The following is a 25,697-nucleotide window of genomic DNA, read 5'->3' as shown; positions in this document are numbered from 1 at the left end:
CCCCTTCACTCCCACTCGATCGTGCCCGGCGGCTTGCTCGTCACATCATAAACGACGCGGTTGATGCCGCGGACTTCGTTGATGATGCGGGTGGCGGCGCGGCCGAGGAATTCCATATCGTAATGGTAGAAATCCGCCGTCATACCGTCGACGGAGGTGACGGCGCGCAGTGCGCAGACGAATTCGTAGGTACGGCCGTCGCCCATGACGCCGACGGTCTGGACAGGCAGCAGCACGGCGAAGGCCTGCCAGATGGCGTCATAGAGGCCGGCCTTGCGGATCTCGTCGAGATAGATCGCATCGGCTTCGCGCAGGATCTCGAGCTTTTCGCGGGTGATGCCGCCGGGGCAGCGGATAGCGAGGCCCGGACCCGGGAAGGGGTGGCGGCCGATGAAGCTGTCAGGCAGGCCGAGTTCCTTGCCGAGGGCGCGCACTTCATCCTTGAAGAGCTCACGCAGCGGCTCGACGAGCTGCATCTTCATGCGCTCCGGCAGGCCGCCGACATTGTGGTGCGACTTGATGGTGACGGAGGGGCCACCAGTGAAGGAAACGGACTCGATCACATCGGGATAGAGCGTGCCCTGGCCGAGGAAATCGGCGCCGCCGAGCTTCTTGGCTTCATCCTCGAAAGTCTCGATGAACAGGCGACCGATGATCTTGCGCTTGGTTTCCGGGTCCGAGACGCCTTCGAGTTCGCCGATGAAGCGATCGGCTGCATCGACATGGATCAGGTGCAGGTTGTAGTGCTCGCGGAACATGGCGACGACGCCCGCCGCCTCGTCCTTGCGCATCAGGCCGTGGTCGACGAGGATACAGGTGAGCTGGTCGCCGACCGCCTCGTGGATGAGCAGCGCCGCAACGGAGGAGTCTACACCGCCCGAAAGGGCGCAGATGACACGCTTGTCGCCGACCTGTTTGCGAATGTCGTCAACCGCCTTCTGGCGATAAGCCGACATGGTCCAGTCGCCCTTGATGCCGGCAATGTTGTGAATGAAGTTAGCGATCAGCTTTGCGCCATCAGGCGTGTGCACGACCTCCGGATGGAACTGCACGCCGTAATATTTGCGTTTCTCGTCGGCGATGAAGGCGTATGGCGCGTTGGAGGAGGTTGCAACAACCTCGAAGCCCTCGGGCAGTCTCGTCACGCGGTCGCCATGGCTCATCCAGACCTGATGGCGGGAGCCTTTGGACCACAATCCCTCAAAAAGAGCGCAGTCCTCATCGACTTCGAGGAAGGCGCGTCCGAATTCGCGGTGATGACCGCTCTCCACGAGGCCGCCGAGCTGCATGCACATCGTCTGCTGGCCGTAGCAGATGCCGAACACCGGAAGGCCGCTGTCGAAGATGATATGCGGCGCCCTTGGCGATCCTTCATCCACCGTCGAGGCCGGGCTGCCGGACAGGATCACGGCTTTCRGCTGGAGGCGATTGAAGCCCTCTTCGGCGGACTGGAAGGGAACGATCTCGCAATAGACACCGGCTTCACGCACGCGTCGTGCGATGAGCTGGGTCACCTGGCTGCCGAAATCGACGATGAGAACGCTATCGGGATGTGCTGTCTGGGTCATGGCGAGCCTTTAATGAAAAGCGCCTCTGCTTGCAATCCGGGAATTCGGCCGCAGCCGGGTTTTATTGTCCCGATTGTCCCTGTTTTCAGCCCTTAGAACCAGAAAACGCCATCTTCCAGGGCAGTAAACAGACTGTCGACGGCATAGGAAAGTTTGCGGTCGACGATGTGCAGATATTCTGTCCAGCCGGAAATATGCTGTAGCTCGACTGCGCCATCCGAAATGCCGCGAAGGCCGATCAGGGGCAGCTTGTAGCCCTGGCAGGCGCGCAGCACTGCATAGGTTTCCATGTCGACCATGTCGGCTGCGATATTGGCATAGGCCGCACCGGAGACGACATTGCCGCCGGTCGAAAGGGTGGCTTCGGGAACACCGGGAATGCGCAGCGGCAGATCGAGGTCTGCCGGCAGGTCGAGGAAGGGCGTCTTGCCCTTTTCGAAGCCGAGAGGCGAGGCGTCCATGTCGCGGTAGGAGACGGAGGTGACCTGATAGACCTCCGTCTGTTGCAGCCGCGCCGAGCCGGCCGAGCCGAGCGATACCACGAGATCGGGCAGATCGTCGGATGCATCGAGACGGGAGAGCGATTTGGTGAGGGCGATCGCCGCCTCGACCGGGCCGACGCCAGTCATCAGCGGCTCGATGCGTGAGCGCAGGAACGGACCATATTCGGCCTCTGCGGCCATGACGAACAGGATGGATTTGCCTGCGACCGACTTCAGTTCGAATTTCATCCCGTAATTCCCTCTCTTCCGCGGATAACCATCATCGTGCCGGTCATGGATGCGATGAGCTTCGCAGGCCCATCGCTGATCGCATAACCTCGCCCATCGGCGACGATGATGTTGGAGCCGGGTTTCGTGATCTCGCCCCTGAAGAGGAAGCGTTCGCCGCGCCCCGGCGACATGAGGTTGACCTTGAACTCGATCGTCAGGATCGAGGCGTCAGGATCGATAACGCTGTAGGCGGCAAATCCGCACGCCGAATCGAGCGCGGCGGAAATGATGCCCGCGTGCAAAATGCCGTGCTGCTGTGTCAGTTTGACGTCGAAAGGAAGCTCGATTTCCACCACGCCGTGCTCGACGCGTGTCAGCTCCGCGCCGATCGTGTGCATTGCCGCCTGGCGGGAAAAATTCTGGCGGATCCGCTCCCGGAAATCGCCCCTGTCGGTATTGTTCATCGCAGTCCCTCTCGCAGCCGCGAAAGTGGCATGACCGGCCGGATTCGACAAGGTTTCAATCCGGCTTACGATGTTTTTGTCTTTCGGTCGAATTTCGATCACGCGGCTCTCTCTGGTCATCTATTCGACTGGATCGCTTCCGCCCAGGGAGCCACGCCAGTCGTCTCACGGACGGCCTGCAGCACTTCGTCCGTCAGTGCCGCGCCGTGGCAAGCTCGACCCKTTCGATGCTCTGGGCAATTCGTCGCCCGAAAAAGGCGACGGATACACATCCTGTCATGGGCGCGACGACTGAATTTCCGCTTCGTCGCGTCCGTCCTGGGATCATCCCGAAACCTCTTCTGAATAAGGCCCCGCAGGATTATGATCGACCGAAGCTGAGGGCGAGCCGATGAAGAGATTTTCTCAATCTGTGGACGATTATGAGGCGTGGCTGGCAAACGAGCTGCAGGGCGAGCTCGTGCACGAGGATCTCGACGAGAAACACCGGAAGATGTGCGACGAGGCCTTCGCGTTCTTGCGAGCCACCTACTGGCGTTGGTCCGAGATCATCTACGACGTCAGGCCCGAGCTTGCCGACATGCCGCAAGTGCTGTCGATCGGGGATACGCATCTGGAGAATTTCGGGACCTGGCGGGATATCGAGGGACGGCTCGTCTGGGGTGCCAATGATTTCGACGACGCGGCGATCATGCCCTACGGGCTGGATCTCGTGCGGCTGGTGGCAAGCGCCGTTCTGGCTCAGTCGGATGACGGGATTTCCGGCAGGGCGATCGCCGAGCTCATCCTCGCCGGCTATGTGCGCGGCCTCGAGCACCCGGCTCCGGTCATCCTGGAGCGCGATCATCCTTGGCTCCGCGACAAGCTTTTGCTTTCGGAAGATGAGCGGAAAGACTTCTGGGAAAAATGCGATAAGCGCAAACCCGGCAAAAGGCCGGCACCCGGCCGTTTTGTCGAGGCCTTGAAAAATGCTCTGCCGAGGGGTTCGGGAAATGCCACACCTGTACCGGTGACGAAGGGGACGGGAAGTCTCGGGCGGCCGCGTTTCATCGCCTATGTGAAGGAGTGGCGCGGCGGCCCAGTGTTGCGTGAAGCCAAGGCGCTTGTGCCCTCCGCCTGGTCTTTGGCCAGATCAGGAGATCACGTCATCAGAACCGGCGTCATCGCCGCCGGACGGATGCGCAGCCCCGATCCCCATTTCGTTGTAACCGGTCGCATTCTCGTTCGCAGGCTTTCGCCCAACAGCCGCAAGATCGAGATCAAGAGCGATGCGAAGACCCTGTTGAACGGCTCGATGCTGGAACTGATGGGCTTCGAGATCGCCAACTGCCATTCAGATGACGCAGCAAGTGTTGCGGCAATTCGCAATGATCTGCGCTCCCGCGGCGAGAACTGGCTTTACGAGGCGGCGCGGGCAACCGCGGAAGCCACTGAAAGGGACTGGAAGGCTTACCGTACGGACGCTTGCTGAGCGATGCGCACGATATGCTGGTCCCAGGCGACATCGCTTTGAGCGGAAAGGAAATTGCCGTCATAGGATGAAACGGCAAAACCATCAGGTGCCGGCGCAATGCCTGCGGCATCGGGAATGCTTTCCTCGCGCAGTACCTTGCCMGTCTTCCCATCGATGGTGACGGACGCACCGGCGATCGGCGAGGTAACACCGACGAGCCCTTCCTTCCGGTTGACGGCGATCGCCCCGACATAACTGGCAAGTAGCCGTGTCGTCTCCTCGGGCAGGTCTATGAAAACAAGATCCTCGCCCTTGGCGAAATGGCCGACCAACGGTGGTAGATCCTTGCGGTGACCTTCGTATTGGCAGGCAAACCAGATGCGGCCGCTGGCGTCGATATCGACATGGCGTGTGGAGACTGACGACCATTGCGGCGGCAGCGTGTGTTTTTCGATCAGTGCGCCGGTCACCGCATCGATGAGCGCCAGCGACGGCTGCATATTGCCGAGATTGAGCTTGGTGCGGCCAAAGTCTGGATGGGTCTCGATACCGCCATTGGCAACTACAAGTATGCGGCCGTCATCGGAAACCGTCATGTCGTKCGGACCGACGCCATAGGTCTCATACTCGCCGATGCGGGCAAAACGGTTCGTCGCATCGTAGAGGCCGATCATGCCCCTGTTATTGTCGAAGTCGTTCTCACTGGCATAGAGCAGCCGTCCATCCGGCGAAAAGGCGCCGTGGCCGTAGAAATGCCGGTCCTCCGGCGAGGTGATGACGATGGGCTCTGCCTGGTTCCGGGGATCGAAGATCATGGCGAATGTGCCGGGCCGGCGCGCAAAGGCGACGGTGCGGCCGGTGGCGCTGCTATGGGCCATGCCGTGGGCGCGGTCGGGAAGCGTCACCTGATCGACAATCTCGCCACGCTCGGTGACCGTTGCCACGGCGAAGGAGCCGTTGGCGGCACGGATGCCGGAGGCATAGACGGCATCGGCGCGGTCGAGCGCCAACAGCGCCTGCGGCTTCAGCGCGGCCAGGAAGCCGATGCCGGCGGCCTTGATGAAACCGCGTCTGTCGATGGCGGCGCTGCGCCACACTGGCTCAGTCCCCGTCCGAGAAGGAGAAGCCGGCCGAAAGGCCGATCGCGGCGCCATACTGGTCGCTGATCGTGGTGATAAGGTCGCGGCTCTCGGTCAGCAGCGTATCGAGCTTGGCCTTTTCCGCATCGCTGACGGCGACTTCGATATCCGGGTTCAGCTTGGAGACGCTGTCGATGATCGTCTTGAGCTTGGTGTCGATCGCATCGGCAACCTGCTTCTTCTCCGGCGGCAACAGCTCGGCCATGCCGGCCTTCTGCCAGAGCGTCCGGATGCCCTCGAGATTGGCAGCCATGGACTTCCAGGTGTTCTTGGAGCGCCAGTAGATCGCCATGCGCGGGCGAGCAGGCGTATCCTTGCCCTTGTAGAACTGCTCCAGCCGCTGATCGCGGACATTCTCGGCGCCGTGGACGAGGATGCCGAGAAGGGCGGTGACGGCCTCCTTGTTGTCCATGAAATCGTCGCTCTGCGGGCCGGGATGCTTCCAGCTCGCCTGCACGCCGTCAGGCTTCTCCCAGGCGGCGACCACTTCGCCGGCCTCTCGCTGGATATTGCCGGCGACCGCTTGGCCGTAGAGGCAGCGGAAGCCGCCCTTCTGCTTGATGAGATCTTCAGAACCGCTGCCGTAAAGTACATATTCGAGCGCGGTCAGGCCCTGCAGGGCCACACTTTTGCCGGCGATGGCATCGACGGCCGTGTCCTTCGGATCGGCCTTGGCGATAAGCGCCTGCACCTGCTTGAGGCCGACGCCCTTGCGGTCGGGATAGAAGAGGATGTGTTCGAAGAGATTGTCCTGGATGACCGGGCCTGTCTGCACGATCTCGATGGTCGACCAGTAACGGATCGTATCGTCGAAAGTGGATTTGGCGCGGTCGAGCGTCTGCTGCGTGCCGGATGCGCAGAGATCGTTCATGGCGGTCGTCAGGCGTGCGGCCGATTGCTGCATGTTGCGGTAGCCGGGGCGGATGACCTCATCGACGGCGCGCTGCATGACTGAGGGCACGGCATCCTCGTTGAGGCCCGAAGCGGGCGGTGCGGCGCTCTGGGCGGCTGCCGATGTGGCAAGGCCGGTCAGGGCGAGGCAAAGGAGGGTATGCCAGGGGCGCATCAGAGTGACTCCAGGAATGTAATCAGGGCCTCTCTATCGTCTTTTGACAGCGAGGAGAATGCGTTACGGGCTTTTTCAGCTTCGCCGCCATGCCAGAGGATCGCTTCGGTGAGATTTCTGGCGCGGCCGTCATGCAGGAAGAAGCTGTGTCCGCTGACAGTCCGGGTCAGTCCTATACCCCATAGCGGAGGCGTGCGCCATTCACGTCCGCTGGCAAGTCCTACTTGCTGTCCGTCCGCCAGGCCATCGCCCATGTCGTGCAGCAGGAAATCCGAATAGGGCCAGATAAGCTGGAAGGATTGGGCCTTCTCAGCGGTATCGCGGCGGGTGACGAACTTCGGCACGTGGCAGGAAATGCAGCCGGATTCGTAGAAAAGCTGCTTGCCGCGCAGGGTCCCGGCAAAGCTCGCCTTGCGGCGTGCCGGCACGGCGAGGTTCTCTGAATAGAAGGTGACGAGATCAAGCACAGGGCCCGGGGCTTCCTCGTCGCCGAGGCGTTTCTGCACGCCATCAGGCATGCCGAGACATTTTGTCTCGGCCGCAGTGCAATCGCCATACGCATTAGGCGCGTCCGGCGTCGAAATGCCGATGTCGTTGGAAAAGGCGTCGGCGCTTTGGTCGCGTACCGTGGCGTTCTGCGCCTTCCAGCCGAAACGGCCGAGCGCAATCTTGCCATTACGGTGGTCGCGCACGATGGCCGCCTTGCCGGAGATTCCATCGTGATCGAGATCGGCAGGGTCGGCGTGAGCGAGAATATCTGCCTCGGGGATTGCCTGGATCAGCCCGAGGCCGATCATCGCCGGGGCAACGCGCGCAGAGATCGTCGTCGCCGGATCGAACGGACCATAGGCAAGGTMATCGGCGGAATAGACAGGCTTGCGCAGGCTCACCGTCCCGCCGCGGGCAAGTGCCGCGATCTCCTCTGTATAGCTGACGGCAATCTTGCCTTCGGCGGCAAGCCCGGGAACGGCAAGATCCTGAAGCTGGTGGCCGTAAACCGGATCGGGGAAATTGACGACATCGGCCCCGGCGATCGCTTTTTCTTCCTCAGGTGTTTTTGCCGCACGGGCTACGCGAAGGACCATCGACGTGGCGCTCGGACCACCCTCCGGTGGTTTGCCGCGGCCGTCATTGGCGTGACAACTCATGCAGGAGCGGGCATTGAAAAGTGGGCCGAGCCCGTCGGACGCCTGCGTCGAGGAGGGTGCAGAGACCCAGAGTTTGCGGAAGAGTGCATTGCCGAGTCGGAAACTCTGTTCTTCCTCGAAGGGAATATTGGCGGCGATATGCGAGAAGCTGTCTTCGGTGATCGGATCGATGGAGGTTGCTGCACCCGCTTGCATCGCCTCGTAGGGTTCGGCCTTGGTGAAATCGCCGGTCGGCCGCGTGACACCGGCGACGCGCTTCAAATCCGCATCGGAAAGATCGGTACGTCCAGCCGGAAGGTCGAAGGCGCCGGCTATGGCGACGGGAAGCCCGGCAACCAAAGCGCAGAAAGCTGCGCTGATAAAAAGACGTCCGGCCGGGTTATGCGACATTTCAAGGATCCGGGCCGCTCCGGGTTCGGAGCGGCCCGCCTTTTTGCTTATTTGAAGACAGCGTTAGGATTATCCAGGCTGTCGGAACCTTCAAGCTCGACGGTGCCGAGGTCAAGTGCGGCAATAACGCGCTGGACCGACTTTGTCTGGTCAATGAGGCCGTCGATGGCCGCTTGAACGACAGCGTTGCCTTCCTTGTTGCCCTCGCCGATCATCTGGTCGTACTTCTCGACCGTCTCGCCGCGCTTGGCCATGGCATGCATGGCATCCAGCGTCTTGTTGAGCTTGCCGGTCATCTCGGCGTCCAGAGCCTTATCCTTGGCTGAAACGAGGTCGTGCAGCGACGGGCCGGCCAGCTTGGTGCCGTCGACGCGGGTATATTCGCCCGTATAGGCGGCGGCGATGCCGATCGCGTCGTTCAGATGCGAGTTGTAGGTATTGTCGGAGAAGCAATCATGCTCTTCTTCCGGATCGTGCAGCAGCAGGCCGAGCTTCATGCGCTCGCCGGCAAGCTCACCGTAGGAGAGTGAACCCATGCCCGTGAGGATGGCGACGAGGCCAGCCTTCGGATCGGCTTCGACATGCTTTGCGGCTTCTCCATCCGGCGCCCAGTCGTCGGTCATTTCCTGCAGGTCGGAAACGAGCAGCGTGGAGGCCGACTTCAGATAGTCGGCGCGGCGGTCACAATTGCCGTGCGTGCAATTCTTCAGGTCGTAGTCGCTGGCTGGACGTTCGCCGGCGCCAGGCCCCGTGCCGTGCAGATCCTGGCCCCAGAGCAGGAATTCGATGGCGTGGTAGCCGGTMGCGACGTTGGCTTCGATACCGCCGGCCTCAGCAAGCGTGCCGGAGAGGAACTCCGGTGTCAGCTTGGAGGCGTCGACATCCTTGCCGTCGATCTTGATCGTCTTGTTGGCGATGACGTTTGCGACATAGAGGGAGTTCTCGTCGCTTTCCGTGCCATAGGAGGGATCGACATAATCGATCAGGCCTTCGTCGAGCGGCCATGCGTTGACCTTGCCTTCCMAGTCGTCAACAACAGGGTTGCCGAAACGATAGACTTCGGTTTGCTGATAGGGAACACGTGCCTTGATCCAGGCGTCCTTGGCGGCCTTCAGCGTGGCATCATCAGGCGACTTCAGAAACGCGTCGATGGCCGCGTCGAGCGCCTTGGCTGTTGTCAGCGAGTCTTCGTACTTCGCATGTKCGACTTCAGCATAATGCTTCACGACAGCCGCTGCGTCGGTTGCCGCATGGGCGGGAAGGGCGAGCAGGGTGGCGGGGGCAATCGCCAGCGCGGCTGCGCGGAATGTGCGGTTGAGCTTCATGATCCTCTCCTGTGACGGATTTCCGTCTGAATCCGGCAATCGTCTCTTCGCGCAAAAGCAAACTGGTGTCAAACACTCTAGTTTGGAATGGTTTTAAGGATGGATTTACTGTGTTCAACCTGGCTRGCGGAAGAACATTTGCCCGAAAATTCAGCGCGTTCTGCTGTTGTGTCATCTGGCACATGCCGGTCACGCCGCGTTTTCGATTTCCGCGGCAGACCGGCCCGCTCAGCCGTTCCTTTTGAGGCGGCAGAAGAAGAAGCCGTCCGTATCCGTCGAGGCCGGCGTCAGGGTGATCGTCTTGCCGTCGGAAGAGCGTGGGCGTGTGCTTTCCTTGCCGAACAGGCTGTCCCAGGCCGGCAGAGCATTKACGATTTCGAAATCGCCGTTGTCGGYAGCAAAGCGCCGCACCTGCTCTTCATTTTCCTGCGGCAGCACCGAGCAGGTAACATAGACCAGTTCGCCGCCGGGGCGCACAAAGCTGCTCGCCTGCGTCAGCGCGTCCTGCTGCTGGGCTTTGCGCTCGTCGAGGTTCTTGGTTGTCAGCCGCCATTTCGTATCCGGGCGTCGGCGCCACGTGCCCGTACCGGTGCAGGGCGCATCGACCAGCACCTTGTCGCAGCGGCCACGCAGGCTGGACAGGCCCCTGACATCGTCATGGACCTGAACGTTGCGCGTGCCAGCGCGCTTCAGCCGCTCGATGATTGGTGCCAGCCGCTTGCGGTCGGCATCATAGGCGTGAACCTGGCCCTTGTTGTGCATGGCGGCCGCCATTGCAAGCGTCTTGCCGCCGCCGCCGGCGCAGTAATCCAGTACCTGCTCGCCATCCCCAGCCAGCACAAGATCGGCAACGATCTGCGATCCCTCGTCCTGCACTTCGAACCAGCCTTTCTGGAACGAAAGCTCGGCAGTGACGTTTGGAAGACGTGAGGCACCTTCACCGGCGGCAATCCGGATGCCGTGGCGTGCGATCTTGGCCTCCTTCGCGCCGGCGCGTTCCAGCGCCTTGACGGCCTTTTCGCGGGTGGCCTTCAGGATATTGGCGCGCAGATCGAGCGTCGGGCGCCCGGCAAGCGCCTGCGCTTCGGTAAGCCAGCCGTCGCCGAAAGCTTGTTCGAAGGAGGATTGGACCCAATCGGGAATATCGCCCTGTACATGCAGGGGCGCGTCGGAAAGAGAGCGGCTCGTAAAGGCCGTGAGCGCCTCGGTCGAAAGCGGAGTCGGTGCGAACTTGTCGTCGGCAAGTTCGGCAGCCAGCGTTTCCGGCGTGAAGCCCCACTGGCGGAACATGACGGCGTGCCCAATGGCAACAGCACTGTCGTCGTCCATCAGGAAGGCGTGGGAGAGGCGCATGCGCAGCGCGTCATAAACGATGTTGCCGATCGCCGCCCGGTCGCCGGAGCCGGCGAAACGGTGGGCAAGGCCCCAATCCTTCAGCGCATCGGCGACAGGCCGTTTGCGGGCATCGATATCAGCCAGAACCGAAATCGCCCCTTCGAGGCGGCCGCCCAAACGCATTCAAACTTCTCCTATTGCCTTGGCTGGTGACGATCCGCGCAAATGAGTCCCAGGAAGCCTGCCAGGGAAACCTGAGTGACTGGGCGGATTGTTCACAAGTCCCAACCGCGTGGTTACCCGCGATTGACGGCAAGAGCAAGCGCCGCATCCGGCGCAGGGATTTCGCGGAGGACCTGGCCTCAGCTCATGATTTCGTAGCAGACCTTCGCAGTACCTGTAGAGACCATGCCGATGTTCTGCGCGGCAGCGCGTGACAGATCGAGCACGCGACCGCGGATGAACGGACCACGATCATTGATGCGAACGACGACGCTGCGGCCGTTGTTGCGGTTGGTGACCTTCACCTTGGTGCCGAACGCCAGAGAACGATGTGCGGCAGTATAGATGGCCGGGTTCATGCGTTCCCCGGAAGCAGTTTTGGAGCGAAGTGCGTACCACGAAGCACCGCCACATCCGTTACCAGCAAATCCTTCCGCCGGAAGGGCGAATGAACAGGCTGCAATAGCTGCGGTAGTGATTAGAGAACGGCAGATTTTCTTCAAAACGGATTGTCCCTCAACTGTTGAACTTGCGCCTTCGCAGGCGGTGGGGCTTCAATCCGGGGAAAAGTGGCGAAAAAGTGCCGCTCGCAATCACGGAACGTTACAGTCTGTAACATTTGTGATTTTGGTAACATTGCGGTAGCAGGGCACCGCATTGGCAGGTTTTGGAAAAAACCAAATGAAATCAGCTAAAATATGAACGATTTTTCCCGAAAAACGGTAAACATTTGATAGCCGTTGGAAATCACAAAAATTTTTTTCTCAGACTGCCATATTTGCTGCCACATTTGCGCAAATTTAGAGGCCGTTAACCATAATATGGAGCGAAATTCAGTTCGCCAAAATTAGAAAGTAGGAAATTTCTACTCTTTACGGGTTATAGCCCACTCACCCGAATGGGGTGTTTTCATCATCCCTTCCAATGGCCGTTTTGCCAGAGCTGGGCAAGCGACATCGGGTAGTGCGGAAAGGCGAAATGGAAACCCGCAGCCTTCAGTTTGGCATTMGAAACCCGTTTKTTCTCACCATAAAAGGAGCGGGCCATCGGCGTCATTTCTGCCGTCTCGAAAGCMTGTTCCGGTGGCGGCTCGACATTCATCAGCCGCGCCGCTTCGACGATGACGTCCTGCGGCGGGCCGGGCTGGTCGTCGGTGACATTATAGATGCCGCCGAGCGCATGCTCGGATAGAAAGCTGGCAGAAGCGCCGATATCCTCAACACGAATGCGGTTGAAGACCTGGTCTTTCTTGACGATGCGACGCGCCTTGCCGCGATCGAGATTGACGAAGGCGTTGCGTCCCGGCCCATAGATGCCCGAGAGACGCAATATCGCCGCCGGCACGCCGCGCCTGCGTCCGAGCGCAAGCCAGGCTTCCTCCGCTTCCAGCCGTTCTTTCGAGCGGCCAGAGACGGGCACGCAAGGGGTTTCCTCTGTCACCAAAGCGCCCCTGTGGTCGCCATAGACGCCGACTGTGGAGAGATAGCCGATCCATTCCAGCTTCGGCAAAAGCGCCGTGCTGTCCTGACCGAGCAATGCAAGCAGTGGATCGGCATCGCGAGGTGCGATCGATTGCACGAGATGAGTGACGCCGGGCATGGCCGCCCGCAGGTCGCCGCTCAAGGTCTCCCCGTCGAATATGAAGGCTTCGATCCCGGATTTCCTCAGCTCTTCCGCTTTCTCCTCCGAACGGGTCGTTCCCGAGATGCGCATGCCGCTGTCACCAAAAGCTCTGGCGATCGCCGTACCGGAATAACCGCAGCCAAAGATCATCACGTGCATCAGTTCACCCCCGCCAATCGCCATTCGTTGAGGACCTCTTCGTCCGACTCGTTTTCCCTTTGTGCGGCAAAGGCTTCGAATTCGCCAGCCTCCATGAGTCGCGACAGCGCCCAAACTGCCATGCCGCGCACGACAGGTGAGGCATCGACGGCGAGCGTACGACATCGTTCGATCAGCCTGCGCTCGCCGGAATTGCCAGCAGCGATCAGCACATTACGAATGAAGCGGTCGCGCCCGATACGCTTGACCGGCGAACCGCTGAAGAACGTGCGGAAGGTCGGATCGTCGAGCGTCAAGAGGAAGGCGATCGAAGGTTCCTTCAGATCCTCACGCGCCTTCAGCTTCATTTCTGACGCTTCGTTTGCAAACTTGTTCCAGGGGCATGCAGCGAGGCAATCGTCGCAACCGTAAATGCGGTTGCCGATTAGCGGCCTGAACTCGAGATCGATCGGCCCCTTGTGCTCGATCGTCAGATACGAGATGCAGCGGCGCGCATCGATCTGGTACGGTGCCGGAAAGGCGTCCGTCGGGCAGGCATCGAGGCAGGCACGGCAGGAACCACAATGATCGGTCTCCGAGGCATCTATGTTGAGATCGGCGGTCGTGAACATCGAGCCGAGGAAAAGCCAGGAGCCATGCTCGCGGCTGAGAAGATTGGTGTGTTTGCCCTGCCAGCCGAGACCAGCTGCTGCCGCAAGCGGCTTTTCCATCACGGGTGCGGTATCGACGAAGACTTTCACGTCTGCGCCCGCCTTGGCGGCAAAACGCGTCGCAATCTCCTTCAGCCGGCCCTTGATGACATCATGATAATCGCGATTGCGGGCATAGACGGAAATCGCGGCCCTATCCTTCTTGCCAAGAATACTGCGTGGATCTTCATCCGGCCCATAATTGAGGCCGAAGACGGCGACGGAGCGTACATCGCTCCAGAGCGTGCGCGGATCGCCACGCCGCTCGCGCGTCTCTGCCATCCATTCCATCGTCCCATGCCGGCCGGCATCGATGAATTGGCCAAGGCGTTCCTTTGCCTCCAGGATCGAGTCCGGACGGGTCACGCGACAGAGGTCGAAGCCGAGAGCGACCGCCTCCGCCTTCAGGAAGGCGGTCAAATTGTCGCGGCGCTTGCGCTCTTTTGTGTCCTCGGTTTTCGGCTCGGGCATCAAAAGCCCTCGTCAGAAATCCAGGTCGGCGTAATGGGAAACCGGCGTCAGACCGCGCACGCGCTCGGTGAGCAGTGGGCGGAAGGAGGGGCGCGATTTCAGCCGCTGGTACCAATCCTTGGCGAGCGGCGATTCCGACCAGTCGATCTCGCCAAGATAATCGAGAATCGAAATGGAGGCCGCGGCAGCAAGATCGGCATAGCTCATTCGGTCGCCGGCAAGCCATTGGCGCGAACCCGCAAGCCAGGTGAGATAGCGCATGTGCTGGCGGATATTCGCGCGCGCCGTGCGCAGCATTTTGGAATCCGGGGCTCCGCCGCCCTGATCCGCCGTCATCTGCAGCTTATAAACGCGTTCGCGCGCCAGCGGCTTGGTGACATCGTTTTCCATCTTCTGCATGAACCATTCCGTCAGGCGGCGGATCTCCGCACGCTGGAACGGATCTTCGGCAAGCAGCCGGCGGTCGCGTTTCAACACGCCATGCGTTTCGTCGAGATATTCCGAAATGACAGTCGCGCCGCAGAGCGCCCGCATGCTGTCATCGACATAGACGGGCAGCGTACCAGCCGGGTTGAGCGCCAGGAAGTCGCGGCGTTTTTCCCAGGTCTGTTCCTCGATCAACTCCGCCTGATAGCCGTATTCCGCCAGAATGAGCCTGACGAAGCGAGATGCGGACGACATGGGATGATGGTAAAGCGTGGGCATCGATACTCGAACGTTTGATTGTGGTGCATGGGCTCAAGGGCGCGCCACTTATACCGCCCTAGTCATGACTCATTAGTTGAAGCTATAGGAGTTTGGCCCCTCTAATACAAGCGAATCGGGCCGCGCCCAGCTGACAAGGGACAAAACATGGCTGCCTGAATCATCGCAACTCCCCGCTCGCCTTTTCTTTCCTCCCGCTCTGGCGAATGATGATTGTGCAGTGCAATATAAACCTGACCGCCACTCCAGTCCGACCGAACCCCAAACCGGAGACACTTTATGGACTACATAAACTCTATAATTCTGGGCATTATAGAAGGGATCACCGAGTTCCTGCCGATTTCGAGTACCGGCCACCTGATCATTGCCGAACAGTGGCTTGGCGCCCGCTCGGATACATTCAACATCGTCATCCAGGCAGGCGCGATCCTCGCCGTTACGATCATCTACTGGCGTCGTTTGCTCGATCTGCTGCTCGGTTGGCGCGATCCGCAGAACCGCGATTATGCCCTCAAGCTGATCGTCGCATTTCTGATCACTGCGGTCCTCGGGCTTATCGTCAAGAGGTTCGGTTTTGAACTGCCTGAGAACGCAACGCCGGTTGCCTGGGCGCTGATCATCGGCGGCATCTGGATGATCGTTGCCGAATGGGCCGCCGCCCGCCGCCCGCCGAGCACTCACATCACCTGGCTCGTTGCCATTCTTGTGGGCATTGCGCAGGTTGTTGCCGGCGTCTTCCCCGGAACGTCCCGCTCGGGTGCCACGATCTTCGTCGCCATGCTCGCCGGCACGGCTAATCGGGCTGCCGCAACCGAATTTGCTTTCCTCGTCGGCATTCCGACCATGTATGCGGCAAGCGCATTTTCGCTGCTGAAAACCTTCAAGGACGGCAGCGCGGCAAACGAGGATTGGACTGCGCTCGGCATTGCCTTCGTCGTTTCCACCGTCGTCGCCTTTGTCGCCGTAAAATGGCTGCTGGCCTATATCAGGAGCAACCGCTTCACGGTGTTTGCGATCTATCGCATCATTTTGGGTGTCGTACTGCTCGGCATGGCGATGGCCGGCATTATTAGCTGAGTCGGTTAACCCGCGAGCGATCGAATATGCGTCGCTCGCGCCGGGATAAAATAAAGCCGGTTCGAAAGGACCGGCTTTTTAGTGGCTGATGGAGGCCGTAGAGCAGGGATCGACGCCGTAAGCCGGCGCGCAACCGCCCTTCACCGCTGCGACGGAACCCGGCGCAATGAAGGAGCCTGCGAGGATTACCAGTGCCGCACACGCAAAAAGAAGCGCGATTGACTTGCCCATCAGAAATAGCCTTTCACAGTGATTGCCGCACGCCTGCGAGGCGCCTTGAGTCTTCTGGAGACGCGCGGGGGTGTTTAGTCAGTGGAATGGCAAATAGCAATAAACGTTCCTGCTAAATTTGGTGTTAATTCCACTAATTTTCCTATGCGTCTTTTATGCAACGTTACACATTATGAAACGCATCAAAACACGCCAGACTTGCGCCGGATTTACGCTTCGCGAAAAAGAAAAACGCCGTCCGCGGAAGTTCGCGAACGGCGTTTAAATTGTCGGCTATCGATCTATCAGGCAGCCTTGCCAGACCCCGTATACTGGCCATGCGGACGATATTGCACCAGGTAGGAGTCGAGCACCGAGGTGGCCATCGTCGGCGTGATGCCGAGGCCCTTCAGCGTGCGGCCTTCGGCTTCTGCTTCCTTGGAAACGATATTGTCGTGCTTGAGCAGCTTCACCTGGTCCGGCGTGATCGGTGGCGCAATGAAAGGTACCAGCGAGGCAATGCTGCCGATCAGCGATGCGATGCCGAAAGGCAGGGAAATGAACGGATTCTTGCGTACCGTAACCTTGAGTATGGTCTCGAGACATTCGCGGAAGGTCAGGACCTCAGGACCGCCGAGCTCATAGATCTTGCCGCCTTCGACCTTGCCGTCGATGGCACGGGCGACGGCCTCGGCAATATCCTCGACATAAACGGGCTGAAACTTCGTCTTGCCGCCGCCGACGAGCGGCAGGACCGGGAAGGTACGCGCCATATCGGCGAACTTGTTGAAGAAGCTGTCTTCCGGGCCGAAGACGACCGACGGACGGAAAATGATCGCATCCGGCTTGAGCGACAGGATGGCGGCTTCTGCGCGGCCCTTGGTGCGGCCGTAGTCGGAGTTGGAACCGGCGTTGGCGCCGATGGCGGAAATGTGCGTGAGTGTCGCACCGACGTTGCGGGCGGCCTCGGCTACTGCGCGGCCGCCAAATTCCTGCACCGCGTCGAAAGTGTTGCGGCCGCTCTCGAAGAGAATGCCGACACAGTTGATGACGTGGTCGGCGCCTTCGACGGCGCGGTCGATCGAGTTGCGGTAGCGCAGGTTGGCCTGCACGAAGGAGATCTGGCCGACATTGCCGAGCGGCTGCAAGAAGCCGGCGAGATCGGGGCGGCGCACGGCAACGCGGATGCGATAGCCGCGCTTGGCCAGCGCGCGCACGACGTGCCTGCCGACAAAGCCGGACCCTCCGAACACGGTGACGAGCGGCGGCAGGTTGGCAAGGGTCATGGCAGGCTCCTCGAAAGGCTTTGGAATGCTGTGATTGTTTCGTCTTAGCCCAATCCCGGCTCGACGAAAAGGGCCATTGCGCCGCAGTTCTTACCCGTTCGAAACTGGTTCAGATGCCTTCGACGACGACCATTTCGGCATCGGCCACTTCATGGCGGATTTTTGCGGCGATCTGGTATTCCGGGGAATTATAGCAGTCGACGGCATGTTGCATCGAGGGAAATTCGATGACGACGTTGCGGGCGCGTGCCTTGCCTTCAAGCTCGGTGATCGCGCCACCACGGGCGAGGAAATTTGCGCCATATTTCTCGAAGGCGGGCTTTGCGGCAGCGACGTAATCCTTGTAGCGCTCGAGGTCGCGCACATCGACGCGGGCGATCCAGTATCCCTTGGCCATCATTGCTCCTTTATCAGCGGTTCGCCGGCCAGAGCGCGGCGACCATTTCATTGAGGATTGCCCGAGCGGCTTCACGCGGCTCCGGCGCCTTGACGATCGGACGGGCGACGACGAGATGGGTGGAACCCGCCCTCAGTGCATCTGCAGGCGTCATCACCCGCTTCTGATCGCCCTTCTCGGCGCCGGCGGGGCGGATGCCGGGGGTGACGATCGCCATGTCAGCTCCGGCGATCTCGCGGACAGCAGCCGATTCCTCGGCGGAGCAGACGATGCCGCCCATGCCGGCGGCGCGCGCCTGTTCGGCGCGGCGCGCGACCAATGTTTTCGGATCGTACTGATAACCCGCATCGATAAGGTCTTCGGCATCCATTGAGGTCAGCACCGTGACGCCGAGCAGACAGAGGCCGGAACCCCTGGCAGCTTCGACGGCTGCCTTCATCGCTTTCGGATAGGCATGCAGCGTCAGCATCGACATGCCCATCCTGGCGATGTTCTCGACGCCGGACGCGACCGTGTTGTCGATATCGAGCAGCTTCATGTCGAGGAAGATTTTCTTGCCGCTTGCGGCAAGGTCGCGGGCAAATTCCAGCCCGCCGGCAAAGACGAGCTGATAGCCGATCTTGTAGAAGAGAATGTCGTCGCCGAGCGTGGAAACCAGTCTTTCCGCTTCGCCAATCGTTGGAACATCCAGTCCGACGATCAACCGCTCGCGTGCGTCCATCTCAATTCATCCCCGCCAGTCTTCGATGGGTGTCCAGTCGCATGATAAGCGCCGATCCGCAAGGCTGAAAGCATAGAGATTGCCGCCACCGCCTGGTTGGTCGCGATCACGCGCAATTGGCGAACCCATCAGGTGGCACTTGAGCAGAGTTCCGACGCCGCCATGGCCGACAAAGGCGATTGGAGCATTCGCCTCATGCGAGGAAAGGACTGCCTCGACTGCAGAGACGATGCGCGCCTGCGCATCGGCGGCCCGCTCCCAGCCCCTGAAGCTTTCCTGCGGGTGGGCGAAGAACCAGTTGGCGGCCTCCTCGAATTTATCAGGCGGCAGGAAACCGGTGGCGGAGCGGTCGTTCTCGTGCATGCCATGCACGATTTCGATTTTCACGCCCGAAGCCGCGGCAAGAATTTCCGCCGTCTCGATCGCCTTCGTCTCATCGCTTGAGACGACGCGGGTCAGCCGCTTGGCCCAGTCGCTCGTAGCAGCCTTGCGGGCGCGTTCGGCGCCGATATCGGAAAGACCCCATTTGGGGACGGGAACCTGCGGGTCGATCCTGACCTGAGGATGGGTGATATAAAGTCCAAACATTTATCCGCGCCGATAGATCCAGAGTTGAGCTGGAGGAATATTGCGCACGATGAAATCAAAATGATGAATGCTGTAACGATCGGCATTGGCGACGATCGGCGAAACCGCGCCATAAGAGATCTGCACGATCGGGCGGCCGGCCGGCATGCGGTCGAGCAGGCTCTCCAGCAGGGCGATGCGCGCCTGCATGGGGAAATTCAGGAGCGGTATGCCTGAGATTACGGAATCGAATTTCTGATCCTTGAGCGAGCCGAGCGTTTTATCGAGATCGAAGGCATCGCCGTTGATGAAGTTCACGCCCGGATAGAGGCGCATAAGATGTTCGTAGAAGTCCGTCGAATATTCGATGGCGACGAGTTTTTCCGGCTTCACGCCATGGGCAAGGATCGCCTTGGTGATGGCTCCAGTGCCGGGACCGAGTTCGAGCACGGGCAGGTCCGAATGCGGATTTGCAACGCTTGCCATCTTGCGGGCGGTGATCGAGGAGGTCGGAACGATGGAGCCGACGGTCTTCGGCCCCTGCATCATGCCCTTGAAGAAACGGATCTCCTCGTCAAATTTTCTGCCGAGTCGTTCCTTGAGCCGCAATGCCATGCCGTCCTCCCATGCCTGCCGTTCAATTTTCCCTTAATTGCAGGAGGGGGGAGCAAAAACAAGTGCAGATGTCGCGATCAGAAAGCTTTCGACAATAAATGCGACGCGCGCCTAGACGCGCATCGGCATCAGCACATAGAGGGCGTCATCGCCTGCGGTGTCGCGCACGAGTGTCGGCGAACCGGCATCGGCCAGCAGGAAGATCGCTTGGTCGCCAGAAAGCTGCGCGGTGATATCGAGCAGATACTTGGCGTTGAAGCCGATTTCCATCGGATCGGTATCGTAGCCGACGGCAACTTCTTCTGTCGCGCTGCCGGAATCCGGATTGTTGACCGTGAGCAGAAGCTGGCCGTCGGAGAGAGCGAGCTTCACGGCGCGACCGCGCTCGGAGGAAATGGTCGAAACGCGGTCGACGGCCTGGGCGAAGCTCGTGCAGTCGACGCGCATTTCCTTGTCGTTATTGGTTGGGATGACGCGCTGGTAGTCCGGGAAGGTGCCGTCGATCAGCTTCGAGGTCATGACGATGGAATTGAGGGTCACCCGGATCTTGGCATCGGAAACTTCGACGGTGACGATCGCGTCAGGCGTATCGACCAGCTTCTGCAACTCGCCAACCGTCTTGCGCGGAATGATGATGCCAGGCATGCCTTCCGAGCCGGAGGGGGCGTCGACATCCGCGCGGGCCAGACGGTGGCCGTCGGTTGCCACGGCGCGCAGCTTCAGGTCGCCGCTGCTCTCGATCGTGTGGAAGAAGATGCCGTTCAGATAGTAGCGGGTTTCCTCGGTCGAAATCGCAAACTGCGTGCGGTCGATCAGCATCTTCAGATCGCTTGCCTTCAGCTTGAAGGAATGCGTGAAGGTGCCGGCGGTCAGGTCCGGGAAGTCGGATTCCGGCAGGCATTGCAGCGAGAACTTCGAACGGCCGGACTGAACGGTCATCGAGCCGCCATCCTGGGAGGTGGCAAGCAGTACTTCCGCGCCATCGGGGAGCTTGCGCACGATGTCGTAAAGAAGGTGGGCGGGAACGGTCGTGGCACCCGGCTGCTCGACATTGGCAGGCGTCGCTTCGGTAATTTCGAGATCGAGGTCGGTCGCCTTCATGTCGAGGCTCTGGCCATCGGCCTTCAGCAGCACGTTGGACAGGATCGGGATCGTGTTGCGGCGTTCGACCASGCGGTGCACGTGGTTCAGCGACTTCAAAAGGTTTGACCGCTCAATAGTAATACGCATGGGATGCTACCGCTTTCGACCTTTATTGTCCGGGCGCCCGGAAACGCCACGTCACTGCTTTCCCCTTCGGGAGAGGGGAGTGGACGGGCAAAATGGCAGAACTTTGCCGGCGATTGCAAGAGGCATGGCCATCCACAGGCCAGCAAATGCCGTTTTGCAATGCAATGCTCACAGAAATTGCGGGCTCTTGTCGAAGCCGCACCGCTCGCCCATAAAGAGAAAAGCCCGGCGGGACGAAAGCGAATGACATGACGGAAGAGACGACAGTGGAAACCGGCGCCCGGCGCGGTTTTCGCCTGCACAATATCGCGGTGCCGGCGCGCCCGCTCGAACCGGCTCTCTATCTCGTCGCAACGCCGATCGGCAATCTCGGCGACATCACGCTGCGGGCGCTGGAAACGTTGGCTGGCGCCGATGTCCTGGCCTGCGAGGACACGCGCGTCACCCGTGTCCTGCTCGACCGCTACGGCATTCAGAACCGCCCCTTCGCCTATCACGAGCACAATGCCAACGAGGCCGGGCCGCGGCTATTGCAGGCGCTCGAAGCCGGCAAGTCGGTAGCGCTCGTCTCCGATGCCGGCACGCCGCTCGTCTCTGACCCCGGCTACCGGCTGGCGCAACAGGCAATCGAGGCAGGCTACCGCGTTATTCCTATTCCGGGCGCCTCCGCGCCGCTCGCGGCCCTTGTCGGCTCGGGTCTGCCAAATGACACCTTTCTCTTTGCCGGGTTCCTGCCGACCAAGGACAAGGCACGCCGCGACCGGCTCGCGGAATTTATGAGTGCGCCGGCGACACTGATCTTCTTTGAATCGCCGCATCGCATCGGCGCAACACTTGCTGCGGCAGCCGATGTGCTCGGCGGTTCGCGTGAAGCGTCGGTCTGTCGCGAACTGACGAAGACCTATGAGGAATTCCGTCGCGGCACGCTCTCTGAACTCGCTGTCCATTATGAAGAGCATGACAACGTGAAGGGGGAGATCGTGCTCGTCATCGGTCCACCGCAGGAGCAGCCGGTTGCCGAAGCCGACGTCGATGCGATTTTGACGGATCTCGTGAAATCGCTGCCGACCGCCAAGGCGGCGACCGAGGCTGCCCGCCTGACCGGCCTGCCGCGCAAGGTGCTCTACCAGAAGCTCCTCGACATGAAGGCTGCGAATGGCTGACGGCGAAGCCACGCTCCGCAGGAGAAAGGCGCTGCGTCGCGGCTCGGCCGCGGAATATATCGCTGCCATTTTCCTGATGCTGAAGGGTTATCGCATCCTCGCCCTGCGGCATCGGACGAAGCTCGGCGAGATCGATATCATCGCCCGGAAGGGCGATCTGGCCATCTTTGTCGAGGTCAAGGCGCGCGCCGACGAGACGGGCGCGGTGGATGCCGTATCCTACGCTTCACAAAAACGGATCCGGGCCGCAAGCGACCTCTGGCTCGCTCGTCAGCGGGACTATGCTCGGCTATCGCAACGCTACGATATCGTTGCGATAGTGCCAGGGAAGCTGCCGCGTCATTTCCCGGATGCTTTCTAAACCTTACTGAGTTTGTTCTTGTGATGGTGAGTGTCCAAGAAGTCGTCAGCGACGAACAACCTTCCATTAAAATTTTAGCATCTGCTTGAACGGGCTTTTACGACTTTTTTGCTATTCACGGCGCAGCTAGGGGTAGCAAATTGGGGGTAATTCATGGCCTGGAAGATGATGCTTGCAACCGCGGTCGCCATGGCTGCGCGGTCCGTGCCTTATGCCGCGCTGAAGTCGGCCAACAAATCCTTCATCGCACAGGCAAGCGGGGGCATGGTGCTGAAATCGACGCCGATCAATCCGGACTGGATCATCAGCGGCAATCCGCAGGCGCGCACGGCAGAACATTCCCGCGGCCATGACGAGGCGTCGCTGACGGCGATCTGGGATTGCACATCAGGCGAATTCCGCTGGCGTTTCGGTTGGGACGAGACGGTGATGATCCTCGAAGGCGAGGTGCATGTCACCACCGAAGACGGCCTGGAGCGAACGCTGCAGGCAGGTGACGTCGCCTTCTTTGCTGGCGGCACCTGGGCGAACTGGCGGGTCGATAATTACGTCCGCAAGGTTGCCTTCCTGCGCAAGCCTTTCCCGAAGCCACTCGCCATCGCCTACCGCCTGCGCAACCTCTTGCGTAACGGCGGCGGCACCGGCATTGCCGCCTGAAAATTGCGCTCGCGGAAACGTCCGAAGCCATTGATTGCCGTTGCGTTTGATGGCTGACCGACCTACATCTGGGCGGCATCAGCTCAAGGGACGGAAATGGCCAAGATCAAGAACGTAGCGGTCCAGATGGACCATGTCTCCGGCATCAATATCGCGGGCGATTCCACCTTTGCCATGAGCCTCGAGGCTCAGGCGCGCGGCTACAAGCTCTTCCATTACACGCCCGATCGCCTGAGCTTCCGCGACGACAAGCTCTATGCCGCCGTCGAGCCGATGGTGCTGCGCGACGTCAAGGGCGATCATTATGAACTCGGCGCGCCTGAGCGCATCGACCTGTCGACCATGGATGTCGTCCTGCTGCGCCAGGATCCGCCTTTCGACATGTCCTACATCACCTCGACGCATCTTCTGGAACGCATCCATCCGAAGACGCTTGTCGTCAACGATCCGGCCTGGGTGCGCAACTCACCGGAAAAGATCTTCGTCACCGAATTTTCCGACCTGATGCCGAAGACGCTGATCACCAAGGACCCCGGCGAGATCCGCCGCTTCCGCGACGAGATGGGCGACATCATCCTGAAGCCGCTCTACGGCAATGGTGGCGCCGGTGTCTTCCATTCCACCAAGGACGATCGCAATCTGTCCTCGCTGCTGGAAATGTTCGGCCAGCTCTTCCGCGAGCCCTTCATCGCTCAACAGTACCTGCCTGACGTGCGCAAGGGCGACAAGCGCATCATCCTCGTCGACGGTGAGTTTGCCGGCGCGATCAATCGCGTCCCAGCTGAGCATGACAGCCGCTCGAACATGCATGTGGGCGGCCGCGCTGAGCCGACCGAGCTGACGGCCCGCGAGAAGGAAATCTGCGGCCGCATCGGACCCGCCCTGCGCGAACGCGGCTTCCTGCTCGTCGGCATCGATGTGATCGGTGACTACATGACCGAGATCAACGTGACCTCGCCGACCGGCATCCGCGAAGTGAAAAAATTCGGCGGCGTCGACATCGCAAGCCTGTTATGGGAAGCCATCGAACGAAAGCGCGGTTAGAGCAGTCCCGTCAAAAGTGCGCAACGGTTTGCGTCCGGAATTGGGTGAAAACAGAGAGATAGGGCATCCCTCTGATTCGAAGAAAACGGAAACGCTCTCAGCGTTCCGCCTTTGATCGCCTTCGTTCCGGCTTTACAACCCGCTGCAATTTGATTGCAGCGAATAGCTGAATCTGTTCACTTATCGTTCTTGTTTTCTTCTAGGTTCCATGCCAGATTGTGACCGCCTTCATAGGTTGGGTTTAGAGGTTACGGGGCAAGGCATGGTCGCGCGCGTCAGCACGGTTGCGTTTCAGGGCATTGAAGGTGTGCCGGTCGAAGTCCAGGTCATGGTCGCTCCCGGCAAGATGGGAATCCAGATCGTCGGGCTGCCCGACAAGGCGGTTGCGGAAAGCCGCGAGCGAGTGCAGGCGGCCTTACATGCCTCTGGTCTGGCGTTGCCGTCCAAGCGCGTGACGGTCAACCTTGCGCCAGCCGATCTCCCTAAAGAGGGTAGTCATTTCGATTTGCCTATCGCGCTCGGCMTGATGGCAGCGCTCGGCGCCATTCCTGCGGATGCCTTGTCCGATTATGTCGTCGTCGGCGAACTCAACCTCGACGGCACGATTGCCGCCATCGCCGGTGCGCTGCCGGCGGCAATCGGTGCAAATGCGAGTGGGAAGGGGCTGATCTGCCCTTCCGAAAGCGGCCCGGAAGCCGCATGGGCAGGTTCCGGCGTCGACATTCTGGCGCCTCGCAGCCTGATCGCGCTCGCCAATCATTTCCGCGGCACACAGATACTCTCACGACCGGAGCCCTCCATCCGTCCGAACGCTGCCAATCTGCCCGATCTCTCCGAAATCAAGGGACAGGAAAGCRCCAAGCGGGCGCTGGAAGTGGCGGCTGCCGGCGGCCACAATCTCTTGATGGTCGGACCGCCCGGCTCCGGCAAATCGATGCTGGCCTCGAGGCTGCCCTCCATCCTTCCACCACTCTTGGCTGCCGAACTGCTCGAAGTCTCGATGATCCATTCCATCGCCGGACAGCTGTCCGGCGGCAAGCTCTCGGACCGCCGGCCTTTCCGCACGCCACATCATTCTGCGACCATGGCGGCGCTCATTGGCGGCGGCCTGCGCGCCCGGCCGGGCGAGGCCTCGCTTGCTCATCATGGCGTGCTTTTTCTTGATGAATTCCCTGAATTTGCACCGCAGGTGCTCGATGCCCTGCGCCAGCCGCTGGAAAGCGGCGAATGTGTCATCGCACGCGCCAATCATCGCGTCTCTTATCCGGCTCGGATTCAGCTCATTGCGGCCATGAACCCTTGCCGCTGCGGCATGGCGGGAGAGCCAGGCCACACCTGCGCCCGCGGCCCGCGCTGCATGAGCGATTATCAGGCTCGTATTTCAGGCCCGCTGATGGATCGCATCGATATCCGCATCGACGTGCCGGCCGTTTCCGCTGCCGATCTGATCCGGCCGACGGTCGCCGAAGCGAGCGCCGATGTTGCCCGGCGCGTCGCCCGCGCCCGCGACATCCAGCGTGAACGCTATGCCGTTGCCGGCGCTGCTGGTATTTCCACCAATGCCGGATGCTCGACGGCAATGATCGAGAAATTTGCCGAGCCGGATACGGCAGGATTGCAGCTGTTGCGGGATGCCGCCGACAAAATGAAGTTTTCTGCCCGCGGCTACCATCGCGTCCTCAAGGTCGCCCGCACGCTTGCCGATCTCGATGGCAAGGAAACCGTAGGCCGGATCCATCTCGCGGAGGCAATCTCCTACCGTGTTGCCGGCACGCGGCTGACGGCAGCGGCATGAGGTTGGGTGATTAGTGAGCAGTGATTAGTGAGTAGCGGTTCATAATCGGTGATTGGCCAGCCAAAGCGATTGTGGCAGGCACCGAAAGCAACCTCATTCACCAC

Annotated in this window: 26 protein-coding genes; 7 read left to right on the top strand and 19 right to left on the bottom strand. The window is 60.5% G+C overall.

Annotated elements, in window-relative coordinates:
* Positions 1-5: 5 nt before the first annotated feature.
* The 3 genes from guaA to AC1DNW_RS10675 all read right to left on the bottom strand — a co-directional run bounded on the left by guaA (position 6) and on the right by AC1DNW_RS10675 (position 2,745).
* Positions 6-1,568, bottom strand: a complete 1,563-nt coding sequence (guaA, locus tag AC1DNW_RS10685; RefSeq protein ID WP_477852627.1) for a glutamine-hydrolyzing GMP synthase — start codon at positions 1,566-1,568, stop codon at positions 6-8.
* A 92-nt stretch (positions 1,569-1,660) separates the two neighbouring features.
* Positions 1,661-2,299 carry a 5'-methylthioadenosine/S-adenosylhomocysteine nucleosidase gene (locus AC1DNW_RS10680; RefSeq protein ID WP_113298260.1) on the bottom strand — a complete coding sequence of 213 codons (639 nt, stop codon included), beginning with the start codon at positions 2,297-2,299 and terminating at the stop codon, positions 1,661-1,663.
* Entirely contained in the window at positions 2,296-2,745 is a 450-nt protein-coding gene (locus tag AC1DNW_RS10675) for a PaaI family thioesterase (RefSeq protein WP_113298261.1), read from the bottom strand. The genes AC1DNW_RS10680 and AC1DNW_RS10675 overlap by 4 nt, the downstream gene beginning before the upstream one ends.
* A gap of 391 nt (positions 2,746-3,136) precedes the next feature.
* On the opposite strand from AC1DNW_RS10675, the gene AC1DNW_RS10670 reads away from it, so the two are divergent.
* Positions 3,137-4,216, top strand: coding sequence for a DUF2252 family protein (locus AC1DNW_RS10670; protein ID WP_113307706.1), 1,080 nt, complete (start codon positions 3,137-3,139; stop codon positions 4,214-4,216).
* On the opposite strand, the gene AC1DNW_RS10665 is transcribed toward AC1DNW_RS10670, so the two are convergent.
* The 9 genes from AC1DNW_RS10665 to AC1DNW_RS10625 form a co-directional block, all read right to left on the bottom strand.
* Entirely contained in the window at positions 4,195-5,295 is a 1,101-nt protein-coding gene (locus AC1DNW_RS10665) for a DUF1513 domain-containing protein (RefSeq protein ID WP_477852625.1), read from the bottom strand. The genes AC1DNW_RS10670 and AC1DNW_RS10665 overlap by 22 nt on opposite strands.
* A 4-nt stretch (positions 5,296-5,299) precedes the next feature.
* Positions 5,300-6,403, bottom strand: coding sequence for an imelysin family protein (locus AC1DNW_RS10660; protein ID WP_113307708.1), 1,104 nt, complete (start codon positions 6,401-6,403; stop codon positions 5,300-5,302).
* Positions 6,403-7,941 carry a di-heme oxidoreductase family protein gene (locus AC1DNW_RS10655; RefSeq protein ID WP_477852622.1) on the bottom strand — a complete coding sequence of 513 codons (1,539 nt, stop codon included), beginning with the start codon at positions 7,939-7,941 and terminating at the stop codon, positions 6,403-6,405. The genes AC1DNW_RS10660 and AC1DNW_RS10655 overlap by 1 nt, the downstream gene beginning before the upstream one ends.
* 47 nt (positions 7,942-7,988) lie before the next feature.
* Entirely contained in the window at positions 7,989-9,266 is a 1,278-nt protein-coding gene (locus AC1DNW_RS10650) for an imelysin family protein (RefSeq protein ID WP_477852621.1), read from the bottom strand.
* A 228-nt stretch (positions 9,267-9,494) separates the two neighbouring features.
* Entirely contained in the window at positions 9,495-10,784 is a 1,290-nt protein-coding gene (locus AC1DNW_RS10645) for an RsmB/NOP family class I SAM-dependent RNA methyltransferase (protein WP_477852619.1), read from the bottom strand.
* A gap of 179 nt (positions 10,785-10,963) precedes the next feature.
* The gene (locus tag AC1DNW_RS10640; protein ID WP_113298269.1) at positions 10,964-11,326 is read right to left on the bottom strand and encodes a septal ring lytic transglycosylase RlpA family protein; all 363 of its coding nucleotides are present in this window, start codon (positions 11,324-11,326) and stop codon (positions 10,964-10,966) included.
* Between the two features lie 409 nt (positions 11,327-11,735).
* Positions 11,736-12,605, bottom strand: coding sequence for an SDR family oxidoreductase (locus AC1DNW_RS10635; RefSeq protein ID WP_477852618.1), 870 nt, complete (start codon positions 12,603-12,605; stop codon positions 11,736-11,738).
* Entirely contained in the window at positions 12,605-13,765 is a 1,161-nt protein-coding gene (gene queG / locus AC1DNW_RS10630) for a tRNA epoxyqueuosine(34) reductase QueG (protein ID WP_113307712.1), read from the bottom strand. Before queG ends, AC1DNW_RS10635 begins: the two co-directional genes overlap by 1 nt.
* A 12-nt stretch (positions 13,766-13,777) precedes the next feature.
* Positions 13,778-14,470 (bottom strand): glutathione S-transferase family protein, encoded by a 693-nt coding sequence (locus tag AC1DNW_RS10625; protein ID WP_113298271.1) that lies wholly within the window; start codon positions 14,468-14,470, stop codon positions 13,778-13,780.
* A 279-nt stretch (positions 14,471-14,749) separates the two neighbouring features.
* On the opposite strand from AC1DNW_RS10625, the gene AC1DNW_RS10620 reads away from it, so the two are divergent.
* Complete coding sequence (locus AC1DNW_RS10620) at positions 14,750-15,547, top strand: undecaprenyl-diphosphate phosphatase (protein WP_113307713.1); 798 nt, start codon at positions 14,750-14,752, stop codon at positions 15,545-15,547.
* Between the two features lie 78 nt (positions 15,548-15,625).
* Here the strand turns inward: AC1DNW_RS10620 and AC1DNW_RS10615 are convergent, their stop codons facing one another.
* The 7 genes from AC1DNW_RS10615 to dnaN all read right to left on the bottom strand — a co-directional run bounded on the left by AC1DNW_RS10615 (position 15,626) and on the right by dnaN (position 20,573).
* The gene (locus tag AC1DNW_RS10615) at positions 15,626-15,778 is read right to left on the bottom strand and encodes a hypothetical protein (protein ID WP_477832425.1); all 153 of its coding nucleotides are present in this window, start codon (positions 15,776-15,778) and stop codon (positions 15,626-15,628) included.
* A gap of 284 nt (positions 15,779-16,062) precedes the next feature.
* On the bottom strand, positions 16,063-17,043 hold the full coding sequence (locus AC1DNW_RS10610; protein ID WP_113307714.1) for a complex I NDUFA9 subunit family protein: 981 nt from the start codon (positions 17,041-17,043) through the stop codon (positions 16,063-16,065).
* Positions 17,044-17,152: 109 nt separating this feature from the next.
* Entirely contained in the window at positions 17,153-17,440 is a 288-nt protein-coding gene (locus tag AC1DNW_RS10605) for a DUF1330 domain-containing protein (protein WP_113307715.1), read from the bottom strand.
* Between the two features lie 13 nt (positions 17,441-17,453).
* Positions 17,454-18,161, bottom strand: coding sequence for an orotidine-5'-phosphate decarboxylase (gene pyrF, locus AC1DNW_RS10600; RefSeq protein WP_113307716.1), 708 nt, complete (start codon positions 18,159-18,161; stop codon positions 17,454-17,456).
* A gap of 6 nt (positions 18,162-18,167) precedes the next feature.
* Complete coding sequence (locus AC1DNW_RS10595) at positions 18,168-18,749, bottom strand: histidine phosphatase family protein (RefSeq protein ID WP_113307717.1); 582 nt, start codon at positions 18,747-18,749, stop codon at positions 18,168-18,170.
* Positions 18,750-19,343 carry a phospholipid N-methyltransferase PmtA gene (gene pmtA / locus AC1DNW_RS10590; RefSeq protein ID WP_113307718.1) on the bottom strand — a complete coding sequence of 198 codons (594 nt, stop codon included), beginning with the start codon at positions 19,341-19,343 and terminating at the stop codon, positions 18,750-18,752.
* Positions 19,344-19,454: 111 nt separating this feature from the next.
* Positions 19,455-20,573: a DNA polymerase III subunit beta gene (dnaN, locus tag AC1DNW_RS10585; RefSeq protein WP_477852616.1), complete on the bottom strand. Its 1,119-nt coding sequence runs from the start codon at positions 20,571-20,573 to the stop codon at positions 19,455-19,457.
* 248 nt (positions 20,574-20,821) lie between these two features.
* Here dnaN and rsmI point away from each other — a divergent pair, with 248 nt between their 5' ends.
* From rsmI to AC1DNW_RS10560, 5 genes are all read left to right on the top strand, one after another.
* Complete coding sequence (gene rsmI, locus AC1DNW_RS10580; protein ID WP_113307719.1) at positions 20,822-21,736, top strand: 16S rRNA (cytidine(1402)-2'-O)-methyltransferase; 915 nt, start codon at positions 20,822-20,824, stop codon at positions 21,734-21,736.
* Complete coding sequence (locus tag AC1DNW_RS10575) at positions 21,729-22,097, top strand: YraN family protein (RefSeq protein WP_113307720.1); 369 nt, start codon at positions 21,729-21,731, stop codon at positions 22,095-22,097. Before rsmI ends, AC1DNW_RS10575 begins: the two co-directional genes overlap by 8 nt.
* A 153-nt stretch (positions 22,098-22,250) precedes the next feature.
* The gene (locus AC1DNW_RS10570) at positions 22,251-22,754 is read left to right on the top strand and encodes a cupin domain-containing protein (protein ID WP_113298281.1); all 504 of its coding nucleotides are present in this window, start codon (positions 22,251-22,253) and stop codon (positions 22,752-22,754) included.
* 96 nt (positions 22,755-22,850) lie between these two features.
* Positions 22,851-23,798, top strand: coding sequence for a glutathione synthase (gshB, locus tag AC1DNW_RS10565; protein ID WP_113307721.1), 948 nt, complete (start codon positions 22,851-22,853; stop codon positions 23,796-23,798).
* Positions 23,799-24,060: 262 nt separating this feature from the next.
* Positions 24,061-25,593, top strand: a complete 1,533-nt coding sequence (locus tag AC1DNW_RS10560; RefSeq protein ID WP_477852614.1) for a YifB family Mg chelatase-like AAA ATPase — start codon at positions 24,061-24,063, stop codon at positions 25,591-25,593.
* The last annotated feature ends 104 nt before the right edge of the window (positions 25,594-25,697 follow it).

The sequence above is a fragment of the Rhizobium sp. 05L429 genome (assembly GCF_056397645.1).
This window is presented reverse-complemented; position numbering and strand designations above follow the sequence as displayed.